The sequence below is a fragment of the Dermatophilaceae bacterium Sec6.4 genome, assembly GCA_039636865.1.
Taxonomy (GTDB): domain Bacteria; phylum Actinomycetota; class Actinomycetes; order Actinomycetales; family Dermatophilaceae; genus Allobranchiibius.
Window position 1 is genome coordinate 1579124 of the sequence record CP144172.1, and the last position, 17754, is coordinate 1596877.

General features: G+C 68.1%; 12 protein-coding genes. 10 read left to right on the forward strand and 2 right to left on the reverse strand.

Going from position 1 to position 17754, the window contains the following annotated elements:
* Positions 1-2 precede the first annotated feature (2 nt).
* The 8 genes from V3G39_07755 (at position 3) to V3G39_07790 (ending at position 14269) form a co-directional block, all read left to right on the forward strand.
* Positions 3-2684, forward strand: a complete 2682-nt coding sequence (locus V3G39_07755; GenBank protein ID XAS77915.1) for a glucosidase — start codon at positions 3-5, stop codon at positions 2682-2684.
* A 62-nt stretch (positions 2685-2746) separates the two neighbouring features.
* The gene (locus tag V3G39_07760) at positions 2747-5221 is read left to right on the forward strand and encodes a helicase C-terminal domain-containing protein (protein XAS77916.1); all 2475 of its coding nucleotides are present in this window, start codon (positions 2747-2749) and stop codon (positions 5219-5221) included.
* A gap of 36 nt (positions 5222-5257) precedes the next feature.
* Positions 5258-6220: a DNA polymerase III subunit delta gene (gene holA / locus V3G39_07765; GenBank protein ID XAS77917.1), complete on the forward strand. Its 963-nt coding sequence runs from the start codon at positions 5258-5260 to the stop codon at positions 6218-6220.
* A gap of 222 nt (positions 6221-6442) precedes the next feature.
* The gene (rpsT, locus tag V3G39_07770; protein ID XAS77918.1) at positions 6443-6703 is read left to right on the forward strand and encodes a 30S ribosomal protein S20; all 261 of its coding nucleotides are present in this window, start codon (positions 6443-6445) and stop codon (positions 6701-6703) included.
* 274 nt (positions 6704-6977) lie between these two features.
* The gene (gene leuS, locus V3G39_07775; protein XAS77919.1) at positions 6978-9851 is read left to right on the forward strand and encodes a leucine--tRNA ligase; all 2874 of its coding nucleotides are present in this window, start codon (positions 6978-6980) and stop codon (positions 9849-9851) included.
* Positions 9848-10750 carry a DegV family protein gene (locus tag V3G39_07780; GenBank protein ID XAS77920.1) on the forward strand — a complete coding sequence of 301 codons (903 nt, stop codon included), beginning with the start codon at positions 9848-9850 and terminating at the stop codon, positions 10748-10750. The genes leuS and V3G39_07780 overlap by 4 nt, the downstream gene beginning before the upstream one ends.
* A gap of 136 nt (positions 10751-10886) precedes the next feature.
* On the forward strand, positions 10887-11873 hold the full coding sequence (locus V3G39_07785; protein XAS77921.1) for a ComEA family DNA-binding protein: 987 nt from the start codon (positions 10887-10889) through the stop codon (positions 11871-11873).
* A gap of 74 nt (positions 11874-11947) precedes the next feature.
* Positions 11948-14269: a ComEC/Rec2 family competence protein gene (locus V3G39_07790; GenBank protein ID XAS77922.1), complete on the forward strand. Its 2322-nt coding sequence runs from the start codon at positions 11948-11950 to the stop codon at positions 14267-14269.
* An 11-nt stretch (positions 14270-14280) separates the two neighbouring features.
* Here V3G39_07790 and V3G39_07795 read toward each other — a convergent pair whose 3' ends face one another.
* Positions 14281-15210, reverse strand: a complete 930-nt coding sequence (locus V3G39_07795) for a LysR family transcriptional regulator (protein XAS77923.1) — start codon at positions 15208-15210, stop codon at positions 14281-14283.
* Between the two features lie 106 nt (positions 15211-15316).
* On the opposite strand from V3G39_07795, the gene V3G39_07800 reads away from it, so the two are divergent.
* Complete coding sequence (locus tag V3G39_07800; GenBank protein XAS77924.1) at positions 15317-16201, forward strand: Sir2 family NAD-dependent protein deacetylase; 885 nt, start codon at positions 15317-15319, stop codon at positions 16199-16201.
* 15 nt (positions 16202-16216) lie between these two features.
* Here the strand turns inward: V3G39_07800 and lexA are convergent, their stop codons facing one another.
* On the reverse strand, positions 16217-16936 hold the full coding sequence (lexA, locus tag V3G39_07805) for a transcriptional repressor LexA (protein XAS77925.1): 720 nt from the start codon (positions 16934-16936) through the stop codon (positions 16217-16219).
* 230 nt (positions 16937-17166) lie between these two features.
* Here lexA and V3G39_07810 point away from each other — a divergent pair, with 230 nt between their 5' ends.
* Positions 17167-17607, forward strand: coding sequence for a hypothetical protein (locus V3G39_07810; protein ID XAS77926.1), 441 nt, complete (start codon positions 17167-17169; stop codon positions 17605-17607).
* Positions 17608-17754 lie beyond the last annotated feature (147 nt).

Below are 17754 nucleotides of genomic sequence, written 5' to 3' on the forward strand. Positions count from 1 at the left end.
GGGTGAGCATCGAACACGAGCGTCTGGCCGCCTCCAACGACGACCTCGCTCCATGGCGGCTATGGGGGCCCTACGTGAGCGGGCGGCAGTGGGGCACCGTCCGCGAGGACTACTCCGCAGCGGGCGACGCGTGGGACTACCTGCCGTTCGACGACGCGCACCGGCGTGCGTACCGCTGGGGTGAGGACGGGCTGGCCGGGTTGTGCGACCGGTTCGGCTTCTTCAACCTCTCCCTCGCGCTCTGGAACGGCGCCGACGACCGACTCAAAGACCGGTTGTTCGGGCTCACCAACAGTCAGGGCAACCACGGTGAGGACGTCAAGGAGGTCTGGTGGCCCACCGACGCCACGCCGACGCATTCGTATGCCAGTTGGCTCTACCGCTATCCCCAGCAGGCCTTCCCGTATGCGGAACTGTTGCACGAGAACGCAGCCCGCGGCAGAGACGACGCCGAATACGAGCTGACCGATACCGGGATCCTGGCCGACGACCGGTTCTTCGACATCGAGGTCACCCATGCGAAGGCGACGCCCACCGACATCGTCGTGCAGGTCACGGCGACCAACCACGGCCCGGACGAGGCACCGCTGGATCTGATCCTGCAGGGCTGGTTCCGCAATACCTGGGCCTGGGGTCGCGATTCCCGCAAACCGAGTATGCAACGCACCGGGGACCACGTGCAGTTCCAGCACGACTGGCTGGGCGGCTATCAGCTCGTCGCAGAGGGCGAACCCCAGATCCTGTTCTGCGACAACGAAACCGATGACTTCGCTCTCTACGGCACCGCAAGCGCGTCGGACTGCCCCAAGGATGGTCTGGATCAGACCATCGTGCATGGCAACACGGCGTGCACCCGATCCGATCAGGGCACCAAGGTCGGCTTCCGGTGGCACTTCGACGCGGTCGGTGCCGGGCAGTCCGTCACGGTCCGACTGCGACTGACCGCGCTACCGCAAGAAGGCCCTGCAGCCACGACGGAGAAGGCGGGTAGAGACCTCCGCGCCACAGCGGGCGCCGACCACGCACCGGTCGCTGCGGCATCCGACGATGGGAGTGACACCGTGCTGACCGCCCGCCGCGCCGAGTCGGACGAGTTCTACGCGCAGGTGCTCGCCGGGGCCGCCGACGACCAGGAACGGCACATCGCCCGCCGCGCGTTCGCTGGACTGCTCTGGGGCCGCCAGCTGTACCGCTACAGCGTCGCGGAGTGGCTGGAGGGAGACCCGGCGCAACCCGAGCCGCCCGCGCAGCGTCGAACGGGGCGCAACTCGCGCTTCTCGCATCTGGACATCGCCGACATCATCTCGATGCCGGACGAGTGGGAGTACCCGTGGTTCGCCTCCTGGGACCTGGCCTTTCACACCCTGCCGTTGGCTGATGTCGACCCGTGGTTCGCCAAATTGCAGATCGAGTTGATGGTGCGCGAGTGGAGCCAGCACCCCAACGGGCAGCTCCCCGCCTATGAGTGGGACTTCGGCGACGTCAACCCACCGGTCCTCGCGTGGGCAGCGCGGATGGTGCACAGGGTCGACGGCGGCTCTGACACCGGGTTCCTGGTGCGGGTCTTCAGCAAGCTGTTGCTGAATTTCTCCTGGTGGGTCAACCGCAAGGACGCGGATGGCTCCTACCTCTTCGAAGGGGGCTTCCTGGGGATGGACAACATCGGGTTCTTCGACCGTTCCGCGCCGTTGTCGGGCGGTGCCCGCTTGGAGCAGTCCGATGCCACGAGTTGGATGGCGTTCTACGCGCTGTCGATGCTGCAGCTGGCGGTCGAGCTGGCCAGGAATGCGCCGGGCTGGGACGACGTGGCGCGGATGTTCTTCGAATACTTCCTGCGCCTGGCCGGTGCGATGGACGACTTCGGATCGGCAGGGGTATCCCTCTGGTCACCGGAGGACGGCTTCTACTACGACACGCTGGTCCGCGCGGACGGCAGCAGCGAGCAGTTGCCGGTGCGGTCACTGGTCGGCCTGTTGCCGCTGATCGCCGTGCACTCCATTCACCCGATCGTGCTGGACCAGATCGGCGAACTCGTCGACGAGGTCGAGTGGATGCAGCGGCGCGACACTGCGCTCGCCGACGCGCTGATCCATCACGAGTCGCACGAGGACGACCGGGTGACGATTGCACTCGTGCCGTCGCAGCGCCGAACGGCGCTCTACCGCAGGCTCTTCGACGAGGCGGAGTTCCTCTCGCCGCACGGGATCCGGTCGTTGTCGGCGGTGTACCGCGACGGTTTCGAGGCTGATGTGGACGGCTCCCAGATGTCGATCCGGTACGTGCCGGGGGAGTCCGACAGCGGACTGTTCGGTGGCAACTCCAACTGGCGCGGCCCGGTATGGATGCCGGTGAACGTGCTGCTGCTGGACGCGCTGCGTAGTTACGCAGCCGCAGAGCCGGACCTGCTCGTGGAGCACCCGACAGGAAGTGGCGTCTCGCTGACGTTGCAGCAGATCGCCGATGACCTACGGGCACGGTTGATCGGCTTGATGCGCACTGACGCGAACGGCCGGAGGCCGGGGACCCCGACCTGGTATTCCAGCGGCCCGTTGTGGGATCCGCACGTGACCTTCAGCGAGTACTTTCATGGCGACACCGGCGCGGGTCTCGGTGCCACGCATCAGACGGGATGGACGGCGCTGCTCGCGCATCTCATCTGTCACCCGGGCGGTCTGCGCGACTGAGCTGCATGAGTTCATCCACAGGGTGGGTCGGGCTGCCCTGCCGGAGGTCATACCCTGGCCCGATGCCCGCCGACCTGGACGACTTGCTTGCCGCTGCTGTCCAGGGTGTGGGCGGCACACCCCGCGAAGGGCAGTCGCGGATGGCGCACGCGGTGCACGATGCGCTCGCCGACGACACCCATCTGCTCGCGCAGGCGGGCACGGGCACCGGTAAGTCGCTGGCCTACCTGGTGCCCGCCATCGCGCACGCGGTGCAGAGTGGCAAGCCCGCGATCATCGCTACCGCGACGCTGGCACTGCAGGCGCAGATCGTCGACCGCGACCTGCCGCGCATCGCCGACGCGCTCGCCCCGGTGCTCGGCCGCCGACCGACGTACGGGCTGGTCAAGGGCCGCCGCAACTATGTATGTGTCAACAAGCTCGGGGGTGGGTACCCGGATGACGACGGTGACGGGCTGCTGTCGGTCGGCGAGGTCGACCAGCAGGCCGGCCGGCTCGGCGCCGAAGTGCTGCGACTGCGTGAATGGGCCGACGAGACCGAGTCCGGGGACCGCGACGACCTGGTTCCCGGCGTCAGCGAACGCGCGTGGCGGCAGGTATCGGTATCGGCTCTGGAGTGTCTGGGCTCGAAGTGTCCGATGGTGACCGAGTGCTTCGTGGAGCAGGCCCGTACCCACGCCAAGGACTGCGACGTCGTGGTGACCAACCACAGCTTTATGGCGATCGACGCCTTCGAGGGCCGTCGGATGCTGCCCGAGCACGACCTGCTGGTCATCGATGAGGGCCATGAGCTGGTCGACCGCGTGACCTCGACCGTCACCGACGAGCTGTCCGCCGGGATGGCCGGCGCGGCTGCCCGGCGTTGCGGGCGACTCGCCGACACCTCGGCGATGACCGACGCGGGTGAGTTCGTGCAGAGCGTGCTGGAGCGGTTGGCGCCCGGCCGGTTGACCGGCTTGCCGGAGGATCTCGCGCTCGGGCTGGGCCGGTTGCGCGATACCGCCCGAGACGTCATCAGTCAGCTCAAACCGGAGCAGGGCGCCGCAGCCGACGGTGGTCGCCAGGTCGCGCAGGCCGCCGTCGACGAGGTGTTCGACACCGCCGCCCGGGTGCTGGAGCAGCGGGCGTTGGACGTGGCGTGGATCTCCGATGATCCGCGCCGGGGCCACCTGCTGCGCGTCGCGCCGATGAGCGTGGCGATGGCGTTGCGTGACGCTGTCTTCGGCGAACGCACCGTCGTGATCACCTCGGCCACGCTGGAGCTGGGCGGCAGCTTCGATGCCATCGCAGGCAGCCTGGGCCTGCGCGGTGCGGGCGGGCCCAGCTGGAAGGGGCTGGACGTCGGTTCACCGTTCGACTATCCGAGCCAGGCGATCGCCTACGTCGCCCGGGCGCTCCCGGCACCGGGGCGCGACGGCCCGAGCGAGGCGATGCTGGACGAGATCGAGACATTGATCCGGGCAGCGGGCGGGCGGACCCTGGGGCTGTTCTCCTCCCGCCGGGCGGCCCAAGTTGCCGCCGAGGCCATGCGTGAGCGGCTGGGCACGACCTTCCCGGTCCTGTGCCAGGGGGATGACCAGATCGCGACCCTGGTGCGGCAGTTCGCCTCCGACGCAGCCACCTGCCTGTTCGGGACGATGACGCTGTGGCAGGGCGTCGACGTGCCGGGCAGTGCGTGCCAGCTGGTGCTGATCGACCGCATCCCGTTCCCACGCCCGGACGACCCGCTCGCGTCCGCGCGCACCGAGGAGATCGCCCGCCGGGGCGGCAACGGCTTCATGGCGGTATCGGCGACGCATGCCGCGCTGCGGCTGGCGCAGGGTGCGGGCCGGTTGATCCGCCGCGCCGATGACAGGGGAGTGGTGGCCTTTCTGGACCCCCGCATGGTGACCGCGCGGTATGCCGGATTCCTGCAGTCCACCCTGCCGCCGTTCTGGCCGACCAGCGACCGCGCCCTGGTGCTCAACGCGCTACGCCGGCTGGACGAGACCGCGACGCCGCTCGTAGCGGTGCAGGCCAAGGAGCGACGCCCTGCCGCCAACTCGCCGGCCCCCGTCGTGCGTGACGACGACACGTCTGCGCTCGCGACGCCCTCCACAGATGGGCCCGTCGAGCACCCCGCACCGGCGGAGAGCTTCACACCGGTTGCCACCCCGCTGCCCGACGCGTCAAGTCCCCAGCAGGACCTTCTCGACAGCCTGCGCGCGCAGGTGGCCCACGTTGAATCGCAGCCGCTGGCCCAGCCCTCGATCATGCCGCTGGGCGCCAACCGGCCGCTCGCCCCGCAGCAGCCGGCTGTGGACCGCGTCCCCGTGGCCGAGGAACAGCCGCAGGAGCCTGAGCCGGCCCGTGCGGAACCCACCTTGCGGGTCGTCGCAGCAGACGGTGAGCGGGTCTGGAGCGCCGACGACGACGACGAATTACGCGATGGCGTCGAGATGGGGTTGGACGCAGCCGAGCTGGCAGAACACCTCGGCATTCCGGCTGCAGAGGTGGCGGCGCGGTCCGTTGTGCTCGGCCTGGACCTGCAGCACTGAGCACGGTCGTCGGACCCGCATGGCAGGGTGTGCCGTATGTCGCAGACGCCCGCCTTCGTCCTGATCTCAGGCCCGGAGCGGGTGCTTGCCCAGCGCGGCCTGGACAGCGCGTTGGATGTCTACCGCGCCGCTGACCCTCGGTCGGAGGTGGTGCGCCTCACCGCATCGGACTACCTGGCCGGTTCGCTTCTGGTGCATGCCAGCCCGAGCCTGTTCGGCGGCACCACCGTGGTGGTCGTGCAGGACGTTGACGAAGCAACCGATGACCTGCAATCCGACCTGCTGACCGTCATCGGTCAGGGCGTGCTCGATGACCTGCGGCTGGTCGTCATGCACAAGGGCGGCAACCGCGCCAAGCGGGTTCTGGATGCTCTCAAAGGCGCCGGGGCGCGGCGTATCGATGCGCCGGCGATCAAGACCGACCGCGAGAAACACGAATTTCTGACCCACGAGTTCCGCCGAGAGCGGCGCAAGGCGACCCCGGAGGCCGTCCGGGCATTGCTGGAGGCCGTCGGCCGCGACGTGTCCGAGCTCGCGTCAGCCGCGAAACAACTGGTCGACGACACGCAGGGCCTGATCGACGTCGAACAGGTCGAGAGGTACCACGGGGGCAGAGTCGACGCGTCCGGATTCCGGGTGGCCGACGCGGCGGTCGCGGGTGAGGCGTCCGAGGCGCTACGGCTGTTGCGGCACGCCATTTCATCAGGTGTCGACCCGGTCCCGATCGTGGCCGTCCTGGCGAGTCAACTACGACAGATCGCACGGGTGGCGACCGCGGGCGGCGGGTCCGCCGCATCACTCGCCAGCACGCTGGGAATGGCGCCCTGGCAGGTCGACCGCGCTCGCACAGCGGCGCGGGGGTGGGACGGTGAGCGACTCGGCGCGGCGATTCAGGCGGTCGCCGCGGCCGACTTCGCGGTCAAGGGCGGTGGCCGGGACCCGGTCTACGCCGTCGAGCACGCCATCCTGACCATCACCCGCCACCGAGGCACCCGCTGACCCGCTCGCCTCTCCGACCGACTCCAGCCGTCGCAGCGATGCCGCTGATTTGGGTGCGCCTGGCTGCGCTGGTAGATTTGCCAATCGCGTGCGCGCTCCGGTCGTGCGCGCATGCATCATGTTCTTGTACGACGAGTTCGCCGGGTGTCGTCGATGCCCTCTTTATCGTCGTGAAAGTCGCCCTCATACGACACCATCGATTTCGACCAAGGAAGTTCATTCGTGGCAAACATCAAGTCGCAGATCAAGCGGGTCAAGACCAACGCGATCCGCACGGAGCGCAACAAGGCTCACAAGTCCGAGGTGCGCACCTGGATCCGCAAGGTCCGTGAGGCCGCCGAGTCCGGTGACAAGCCGGCCGCCGAAGAGGCGCTGCGTACCGCAGGCAAGAAGCTGGACAAGGCCGTGACCAAGGGCGTTATCCACAAGAATCAGGCCGCCAACAAGAAGTCGGCGATGGCCAAGAAGGTCAACGCGCTCTGAGTGCAGGCATCCCGCACCATCCGACGCCGGTCATCCCTGTTCAGGGGTGACCGGCGTCGCGCGTTGTTCGGGATCTGGTGGGTCGCGAGGTTGCGGTAACCTCTGACGCATGCATTGCCTGCGCCCCCTTATCTAGCCGCGTTCGATTCAGGCCCTTCACTGAGCCGATCGATACGCGGCCACCCCTTGCCTGAGCAGGGGGTTTTCTCATGCAGTCAGCTGCCGCACGCAGCGAGTCCGGCCCCGCAGGCGAGGATCTGATGAAGGAAGAATCTTGAGCGACACCGAACCACAGCACCGCTACACCCCCGCACTGGCTGCGCAGATCGAGCGCCGGTGGCAGGACCACTGGGAGCAGGAGGGCACCTTCCATGCCCCGAATCCGAGCGGTCCATGGGCGGGGCAGAGTGATGGTGGCGATGGCGCGGTGGAACGCCCCAAGTTCATGGTGCAGGACATGTTTCCCTACCCTTCCGGAGCTGGGCTGCACGTCGGCCACCCGTTGGGTTTCATCGCGACCGACGTTGTCGCGCGATACCAGCGGATGCAGGGCCGCAACGTGCTCTACACCTTGGGTTTCGATGCCTTCGGGCTGCCGGCCGAGCAGTATGCGGTGCAGACCGGTCAGCACCCCCGCAAAACCACCGAGGAGAACATCGAGACCTACATCGGTCAGTTGCGGCGGCTCGGGTTGTCGCACGACGACCGCCGGGCGGTGCAGACGATCGATCCGGCCTACTACAAGTGGACGCAGTGGATCTTTACCCGGATCTACAACAGCTGGTACGACGAGAGCGCGGGCCGGGCTCGCCCCATCGAGGACCTGATCGCGGCGTACGAGTCCGGTGACATCGCGCCGGCGTCGGGAACGCCATGGGCGCAGCTGAGCGCGCCCGAGCGGGCCCAGGCGATCGACTCGCGCCGACTGGCCTACAAATCGACGGCGCCGGTCAACTGGGCGCCAGGGCTGGGCACGGTGGTCGCCAACGAGGAGGTCACCAACGAAGGCCTCACCGAGCGTGGCGATTTCCCGGTGTTCCGACGCAATCTGCCGCAGTGGATGATGCGGATCACTGCGTACGCCGACCGGTTGATCGACGATCTGGACCGGGTCGACTGGCCGGAGTCGGTCAAGGCCATCCAACGTAACTGGATCGGTCGTTCGCAGGGTGCCGCCATTACCTTCACCGTGCAGGACGGTGGCCCCGGTATCGATGTCTTCACCACGCGACCGGACACCATCTTCGGCGCGACCTATATGGTGTTGGCGCCCGAGCACGAGCTGGTCGACGTCATCACGGCGGCCAGTTGGCCGCAGGGCACCGATCCGCGCTGGACCGGCGATGCGAATGACCCGCGGGCCGCCGTGGCGGCCTACCGTGCTGCTGCGAGTCGTAAATCCGACCTGGAGCGACAGGTCGACGACAAGACGAAGACCGGCGTCTTCACCGGCGCCTTCGCAACGAACCCGGTCACCGGAGCTGCCGTGCCCGTCTTCATCGCCGACTACGTCCTGATGGGTTACGGCACGGGCGCGATCATGGCGGTGCCCGCCGAGGACCCACGCGACTGGGACTTCGCGAAGAAGTTCGGCCTGCCGTACGTGCGCACGGTGCAACCCGCCGACGGTCACGACGAGGACAGCGCCTACACCGGCGCCGGCCCGATGATCAACTCCGCCAATGACCGGGTGTCGTTGAACGGCAAGGGCGTACCGGACGCGAAGGCCACGATCATCGAATTCCTGCAGCAGCAGGGCGCCGGCCACGGCACGATCAGCTACAAGCTGCGTGACTGGCTGTTCAGCCGTCAGCGGTACTGGGGTGAACCGTTCCCCATCGTCTACGACGCGACGGGCGCAGCGCATGCCATCCCCGAGTCGATGTTGCCCGTGCAGCTGCCGGAGGTTGCCGACTATTCGCCCAAGACGTACGCGGCCGACGACGCCGCCTCGATGCCCGAGTCGCCGCTGAGCCGCGCCGCCGAGTGGGTCACGGTCGAGTTGGACCTGGGCGACGGCCTCAAGACCTACACGCGCGAGACCGACACGATGCCCAACTGGGCTGGATCATGTTGGTATGAGATGCGATACACCGATCCTGCGAACAGTGAGCGGTTCGTGGACCGTGGTTGTGAGGAGTACTGGATGGGCCCCGGACGGGGTGCAGGCGAGGGAGTTGCCAACGATCCCGGCGGCGTCGACCTCTACATCGGCGGTGTCGAGCACGCGGTGCTGCACCTGTTGTACGCACGTTTCTGGCACAAGGTGCTCTTCGACCTGGGCGAGATCAGCTCCAGTGAGCCGTTCCGCAAACTGTTCAATCAGGGCTACATCATGGCGTTCGCCTATCGTGACGCCCGCGGCCAGGTGGTCCAGGCGAGCGAGGTGCAGCAGCATGGAGAGGGCGCCGCGACGACGTACACCTGGAACGGCGAGCCGGTCACCCGCGAGTACGGGAAAATGGGCAAGTCGCTGAAGAACGTCGTGACCCCCGATGAGATGTGCGAGCACTACGGCGCCGACACCTTCCGTGTCTACGAGTTGTCGATGGGCCCGTTGGATGCTTCTCGGCCCTGGGAGACCCGCGCGGTCGTCGGTTCGCAACGGTTCCTGCAACGGTTGTGGCGCAACGTGATCGACGAGGAGACCGGCGAGGTACGGGTAACCGACGAACCTGCCGACGAGGCCACGATGCGCTTGTTGCACAAGACGATCGAGGGTGTGCGCCGCGATTTCGAGCAGCTGCAGTTCCACACGGCGACCGCCAAGTTGATCGAGTTGAACAATGCGCTGACCCAGCTCGTGCAGGTCCCTCGCGATGTCGCCGAGCAGCTGGTCGCGTTGACCTCACCGCTGGCCCCGCATCTGTGCGAGGAGCTGTGGCAGCGCCTCGGGCACGGGCAGTCGATTGCCTACGAGCCGTTCCCGCAGGCGGACGCCGCACTGCTGACGCAGGTGACGGTGACCTGCGTCGTGCAGGTGACGGGCAAGATCCGCGATCGCATCGAGGTGGCCCCGGACATCTCACCCGAGGATCTGGAGGCGCTGGCGATCGGTAGCGCAAAGGTCGTGGAGTCGCTCGGCGGTGCCCAGATCCGAAAGATCATCGTGCGCGCGCCGAAGCTGGTCAATATCGTGGCGGGGTGACCACCGACCGGATGAACGTCGCCGTCGTCACCGATTCGACCGCCTACCTGCCCGCGGACCTGGCCGCCCGCCACCACGTGCGGGTCGTGCCGCTGCACGTGGTGATCGGTGGGAAATCCTATGACGAGGGTCGTGACATCTCCTCCGCGCAGGTCGCCGCTGCGTTGCGGTCCTTCAAGCCGGTATCGACGTCCCGTCCGTCCCCAGGTGCCGTGCTGGCGGTCTACGAGGAGCTCGCCGACGCCGGCGCGCAACACATCGTGTCGATCCATATCTCCGGAGAGATGTCGGCCACGCTCGCCTCCGCGCAGATCGCCGCCGCTCAGTCGCCCGTTCCGGTGACGGTTGTGGACAGTCGCTCGATCGGTATGGCGATGGGGTTCGCCGTGCTCGGCGCGGCGGAGGCAGCTGCGGGCGGTGCGCCGCCAGTCGACGTAGCCCGGATCGCGCGCGACCTGGCCGGTGCCGCATCGGTCAGTTTCTACGTCGACACCCTGGAGTACCTACGTCGCGGCGGGCGGATCGGTAAGGCCGCGGCATTGTTCGGTTCGGCGTTGGCCATCAAGCCGCTGTTGACCGTGACGAACGGTCGGATCGAACCTCTCGAACGGGTCCGCACGACCAGTAGGGCGCTGGCCCGGATGCGCGAGCGGGCGGTCGCGGCCGCGCAGGCGATGGACGCCACGGAAGGTGTCGATATCGCCGTGCACCACCTGGACTCCCGCGAGAGGGCGGAGCAGCTTGCGCAGGCGTTGGCCGAAGCAGTGCCGCAGGTGCGCCGGGTGCTGCTCGTCGAGCTCGGCGCCGTCGTCGGCGCCCATGTCGGGCCGGGCACCCTCGCGACCTCGGTCAGCCCCCGACTGCCCGGCCGATCGGCCATCCTGGGCGCGTCCGACTGAGCTCGTCCTCCTTCGTACATTTTCCTGAGCCCGTCCTTCTGCGCACGACCGTCCACATCCCCCGCGTCAGAGGCGGTTGTCCACAGCGGTGCGCGACGAGCGGTCGCCGCCAGTGCCGGGTACCTAGCGTGAAGCCATGTCACGCTCCCGGGACGAAGAAGTCGTGCCCGACCGGCTTGCCGCCATGCTCGACGAGATCGATTCCCAGCGACGCCCGGCCGGTTGGATACCCACGCAGGAATCGTTGCTGGACAGTCGCCGACCCGCGGTTCAGGCCGATTCGGTCAGCGATGGCCGATCTGCGGGCCACGGTGGGCGCGGTGGCGCGCGCCTGCACCGACGTCGGTCCGGGCGGCCGGCCCGACATGCTGACACCGGGGTCGACGTACGCCCGCATGCGCCGCTGCTGCAGGGTCCCGCGGCCCTGCGTCATGCCGAGATCGCACCGCGGAGACTCGCGGTGCTGGCAATGGTGTTTGTCGTGCTGGTCGCCGGGTTGGTGTTGGGCGGACGAGTCGTCCTCGCACGGGCGTCGGCGACCCCGCAGTCCGTCCCCACCTCGGCTGCGGTCAAGCAGCCGACGTCCGCGGCCACCGGTCGTGCATCCGGGTCCTCCTTCGGTACCACCGGGCCGCGTGCGGCACCGGCGGCCACCCAGGTCGTCGTGCAGGTGGTGGGTCAGGTCCGCCGGCCGGGCGTCGTCTCGTTGCGAAGCGGCGCCCGGGTGCAGGACGCTGTGGCAGCAGTCGGAGGGGCGTTGCCCAGCGCCGACCTGACCGCGATCAACCTTGCCCGGGTACTGAGTGACGGTGAGCAGATTCAGGTGCCGAAGCCGGGTCAGGTACCGAGCACGCCACCGGCAAATCCGGGCGGACCTGGGGGAACTGGGGGAGCGGCGGGCGCGAACGGCGCTGCGGCGGCGCCCAGCGGCGCGCCGGTCAACCTCAATACAGCGGACCTGTCTGCGTTGGACACCCTTCCCGGTGTGGGTCCCGTGCTGGCCCAGCGGATCTTCGACTGGCGCACCCGAAACGGTCGATTCAGCAGCGTTGACGAGTTGGGTGAGGTGAGCGGCATCGGCGACAAGATGCTGCAGCGGCTACGGCCCCGCGTGACCGTGTGACCCGACCGGCCGGGGTGTCGGGACAGACCCAGACGCCGCACCAGCCGGCACCACCGGCTGTGCTCGATCTGCGGATGCTTATCCCAGCACTGGCCGGGTGGGCTGCGGTATTTCTCGCGCTGCCGTATCCCAGCACGCGGGTCATCTGGGTGGCCGTCGGGTGTTTCAGCTGCGGCCTGGCTGCACTCGGCGCGCACTGGTGGACTGCACGTCGCTGGTTGCTCGCTGCGGCGCTCGGAGCCCTGTGCACGGCACTGGTGCTCGGCGCGGTCGCCGCTCATCAGGCCAGCCGCACGGCCGGGCCGCTGAGCGCGCTCGCTCGTGACTCCGCGATTGTGAAGGTCACCGCAGTCGTACAGTCCGACCCGCGCCTGATCGCGGGCGATCGGGGCCGTTCGACGGTGATCTACCGGGCGCTGGTGCGTACCGTTGCTGGTCGCGGCCAACACAGCGCGGTGCGGACACCGGTGCTGATCTTCGCCCGGCCGGACTGGAAGAGCCCCGACTGGCACGACCGCATCGAGCTGGTCGGCCGTCTGCAGTCCGCCGATCTGGGCGACGACGTTGTCGCGGTCCTGGACGCGCGTTCCGAGCCGCGCGTGGTGCGTCGCCCAGGTGCGGTCATCCGCTGGGTGGGATCGCTGCGCGTGCATACTCGCGCTGCCGCCGCACAGTTGCCGCCGGATCCGCGGGGTCTGGTGCCCGCACTGGTCATGGGCGACACATCGGCCATGCCGCAGCGGCTGAGCGATGACATGCGCGCTACCGGCCTGACCCACCTCGATGCGGTGTCGGGCGCCAATGTCACCTTTGTGCTCGCCGGCGCCCTCTGGTGTGCGGGATGGTGTCGGGTGCGGCGACGCTGGCGGTTGCCAGTGGCGTTCGCCGTACTGGTGTGGTTCGTGATGCTGTGTCGACCCGAACCCAGCGTGCTGCGGGCGGCGGCAATGGGGGCGGTGGGCCTGATCGGCCTGTCTGCCTCGCGGCGGCGGGCCGGGCCGCCGGCCCTGGCCGCGGCGATACTCGTGCTGCTGGTGTGGGACCCGTGGCTCGCGCGGTCCTACGGTTTTGCGCTGTCCACTCTGGCAACCCTGGGGCTGCTGGTCTTCGCCCGCCCCTGGGGCGACGCGATTGCCCGCAGATTGCCCCGGTGGGCGGCTCCCGTCGGCGATGCGACCGCCATCCCGTTGGCTGCCCAGGCTGCCTGCGCGCCGGTGATCGTGCTGTTGCAGTCCTCGGTGAGTGTGATCGGCCTCCCGGCCAATCTGCTGGCCGCAGTGTTTGTGGAACCGGCGACCCTGGCGGGCGTCGCGACGGTCCTGCTCAGCCCGTTGGGGGTGACGGTCGCGGTGGTGCCGGTGTGGTGCGCCGCGGTGCCGGCCTGGTGCATTGCGTGGATCGCCCACACGGGAGCCGACGTGCCCGGTGGATCGCTGCCGTGGCCGCCTGGCGTACGGGGTGCCCTGCTGCTGGCGGCTCTCCTTCTGGTCGTGGTTTGTTCGAGCGTCGGCCTTGTCCGCCGCGGCCGGGCCCACCCCGTGATCGCGACGGTCTGCGTCCTGGCGGTGACGGCTGCGGCCTGGCCGATCCCGCATGCTGGGTGGCCGCAGACCGGGTGGGTCTACACAGTCTGCGATGTCGGTCAGGGCGATGCCTCCATGCTGTCGACGGCCCCGGGCCATGCAGTGCTCATCGACACCGGGCCCGATCCGGCAGCAGTGGACTCCTGCCTGCGACGTGCCCATGTCGAGCATCTGGACGCGATCGTCCTGACGCACTTCCACCGCGACCACATCGGGGGCCTGGCGGGTGCGGTACGAGATCGCGGCGTCCGTGAGATCTTCGTAACGCCGGTCCAGGCCACCGACAGCTCCGCCAGGAGTGAGCAGAGCAATGTGTCGTCGGTGCGGGCCATCGCGACGGGTCGGCGTATCCCGGTACGACCGTTACAGACGGGTGACGTCGTGAACTGGCCGGGTATCCGGGTCGAGGTGCTGTGGCCCAAGCGGGAGATCGACGCCGGTTCGATCCAGAACAATGCCAGCGTCACCCTCGACGTGCGGACCCGCGGACTGCGGTTGCTCCTGACGGGCGATATCGAGCGCGAGGCGGGGGCCGCGGTGCTCGGGGAGCTGCTGCGCCGCCCGCCCGGGCCGCCGTTCGATGTGTTGAAGGTCGCGCATCACGGGTCGGCCAACCAGTCCGCCGACCTGGTCCGGTTCGCACATCCAGCGGTGGCGATCGTGAGCGTCGGTGCCGACAACGACTACGGACTGCCGGCGCCCTCGACGATGGCGCTGCTGCGCAGTGTCGACAGTGCGGCCTACCGTACCGATCAGGGTGGGGATGTCGCGGTGCTCCTGAACGGCGACCGGCTGACGGTGGCTCGCAGGTGATAACCGGTGAGTCAGACCGTCGGGGTCGGCCGCTGCACGGCGGTGGCGGCTGAGCAGAGGGCGCGCAGCGTGGCCGCGACGGCCGGAACCCGGGTCAGGTCCGGCGTGGTCACGGCGTAGACCGTGCGTCGTGGAGCCGGTTCGATCGCCACGACGCTCACCCCGTCGTTGTGAGCCGATGCCAGGATCAGGTCGGGCACCAACGCGACCCCGAGACCCGCGGCCACGAAGCCCAGCACCGCGACGTAGTCCTCGGTCTCGTACGAGACGGACGGACTGAAGCCTGCGTGCTCCGCCAACGCCAGCAGGTGACCGCGACAGCGCGGGCAGCCGGCGATCCATTCTTCGTCGACCAGGTCCGCCATTCCCACCGATGTCATACCGGCAAGCCGGTGGTCAGCGGGAACGACCAGCCGGACCTCGTCATCGAGCAGCGTGCGCGACTGGAACTGCGCGATGTCGTCTTCACCGCGGGCAGGCGTGGTGCCGTCGTAGGCGAACGCGACGGCGATATCGCAGTCACCGGAGCGCAACGCAGCCAGCGATTCAGGCGGCTCAGCCTCGGTGAACGTCACCTCGATGTCGGGGAACTCCCGGCGCACCATGGCCAGGGCGTGCGGCACGAGGGTCGAGGAGGAGGACGGGAAGGCCATTAATCGCACCCTTCCGGCCCGCAGGCCGGCAATGGCAGCTACTTCGGACTCGGCGGTCTCCAACGCTTTGAGGATCGGCCCGGCGTGCCGGGCGAGCACGGCGCCCGCCTGAGTCAGGCGCACGCTGCGGCCCAACCGCTCGACCAGGACCGTGCCGATGCGGTCTTCCATCCTGCGGACCATCTGCGAGATCGCCGGCTGGGAGTATCCCAACGAGGTGGCGGCCGCCGTGAAGCTGCCTTCGTCGGCAATGGCGCGGATGACTCGTAGCCCGGCTGCATCGATCATGCTGCCAATCATATAACTACTTGTTATCGAAAGGCGCGCTATCAACACATATCGTTGAGTGAGCGCCTCCTGTCGGGCCGCGCACGCCGAATGTCACACTGATCGAGTGCCCGCTGATGCCACACCCCCGCCGTCCGACGTCGTTCCGGAGCAACAGTGGGCCCGCCTGACCGAACTGGTCGCGGGTGGCGGCGTCGTGCTCCTGACCGGCGCCGGTCTGTCCACCGATTCCGGCCTGCCCAGCTATCGGGACGTTGCCGGACAACGGATCGCGCAACCGATGACGGTGTCGGAGCTGATGGCAACGTCTGAGGCGCGGCAACGCTATTGGGCCCGCTCCTACGTCGGGTGGCCCAGGTTTGCGGCGGCTCGCCCCAACGACGGCCATCGGGCGGTCGCCCAGCTGCAGGGTGCCGGACTACTGTCCGCGATCATCACTCAGAACGTCGACGGGCTGCACCAGGCCGGGGGCGCTCGGGGGGTGGTCGAGTTGCACGGCAGCCTCGCGCGGGTGGTGTGTAGGAACTGCTCAGCTCTGCATCGTCGGGATGACGTGGACGACTTGATGCGCGCGGCCAATCCGGGCTTCGATCGACATATCGGTGGCGCGGTCCGGCCGGACGGTGATGTCGCGCTGCCCGAAGCGGTGGTGCGGGGGTTCGTTCCCGCGTCGTGCCCGGCGTGCTCGTCCCAGCTGCTCAAGCCGGATGTGGTGATGTTCGGGGAGTCGGTACCCAAGCCGCTGGTCGACGACTGTTTCGCCGCCGTCGAAGCGGCCGGCTGCCTCCTGGTGCTCGGATCGTCGCTGGCGGTGATGTCGGGCTACCGGTTCGTGCGACGCGCTGTGCGCACCGGCGTACCGGTGGTCATCCTCAACCACGGATGGACCAGGGGCGACGGCGACACCGAGTTGAAGATCGACGCACCGCTCAGCCCGACCCTGCTCGCGTTGAGCGCGCACTGCCGGGACGCAACAGAGATCCCCGCCTGAGGCGGCGTGCGGACCTCAGACGCGACGCAGCACGGCCGTGACCTTGCCGAGCACGACCGCATCATCGCCGTCGATCGGGTCGTAGGCAGGGTTGTGCGGTAGCAGCCAGACCTTGCCGTCGGTGCGCTTGAACGTCTTGACCGTGGCCTCGTTGTCGAGCATCGCGGCGACGATGTCGCCGTTGCTCGCGGTCGGCTGTTGACGCACCACGACCCAGTCTCCGTCGCAGATCGCAGCCTCCACCATCGAGTCACCGACGACCTTGAGCAGGAACAGATCCCCCTCGCCGACGAGCTGCTTCGGTAGCGGAAAGATGTCTTCGACGGCTTCTTCGGCGAGGATCGGACCGCCGGCCGCGATGCGGCCGACGACCGGCACGTAGGTCGCTGCCGGACGGCGATCTCCGACACCCGTCTCGTCGACGTCGGTGTCGGTGGCTGCCGACACACTGGCGCCCCCGCGGTAGCCGCGCTGGTCCTGGTCCTGATCGGGAGAGATGACCTCGATGGCGCGGGGTCGGTTGGGGTCGCGCCGTAGGTAGCCCTTGCGCTCCAGCATCGACAACTGGTGCGCGACCGAGCTGGGGCTGGTCAGTCCGACCGCCTCGCCGATCTCCCGAAGGCTGGGGGGGTACCCGCGTCGGTCGACCGAATTACGGATGACCTCCAGTACCCGACGCTGTCGCGTGGTCAATCCGTCATCTTCGCGCTCGGGCATCTGATGCACCTCAGCCATGATCGGTCCCTTTCTCGGCACTGCTGCACCTGTCCGTGATCGTCCTCGAGGAGGCCTGTCGGTGGTCGGTGCTTTGGTGGATTCAGTAGACCCGAGAGTACGAGCTTCGGACACAGTTTCCAAACATTTGTTCGGGGCGTGTCTGGATTTTTTCGAACGCTCGTGCTAACAATCAGACAGATGATCGATCGCACACCCGTACGATCGACGACGTGATGGAGGACCATCTGATGAGTGTCGTGACAACAATGCGCACCCCGCCGGCGCGGCGTCCCGTGACCGACATGACTCGCGGGCATCTTCGCCTCGTGCCCGCCGGGGGCTCACTGCAGCCCCAGCATGCACTGCAGGCTGAGCATCTACTGCCGGCTGCCGATTCACTCAACCGCAGCACCCACATCACCCGACGCGGCCGATTGCTGATCAGCTGCTCGATCGGGCTGCTGTGTGCGGTCGGCCTCGGCTCAGGGGTACGAGTGCTGGCATCGGCGCAGGCTCCCGCGCCGGTGTTCCAGACGGTCACTGTGCAGGCCGGGCAGACGTTGTCGGAAATTGCGCACCGTGCATACCCCGATCTCGCTGTCGGTAACGCCGTTACCCGGGTGCAGCTGACCAACAACCTGAACACCAGTCAGGTGTTCGCAGGCGAGCAGCTGCGGCTGGCGCGCTGAGGCTTGCGTGCTCGGCTCTGGCGACATACGATCCCTACATCTGGTAGTTACATCGTTGGTATTCGTCCACATATAGTCCCCAGGGTGCGCGCGGTTATCCAGAGGTTGTCCCCGACTTATCCACCGGTTACCCACAACGCGCATCGA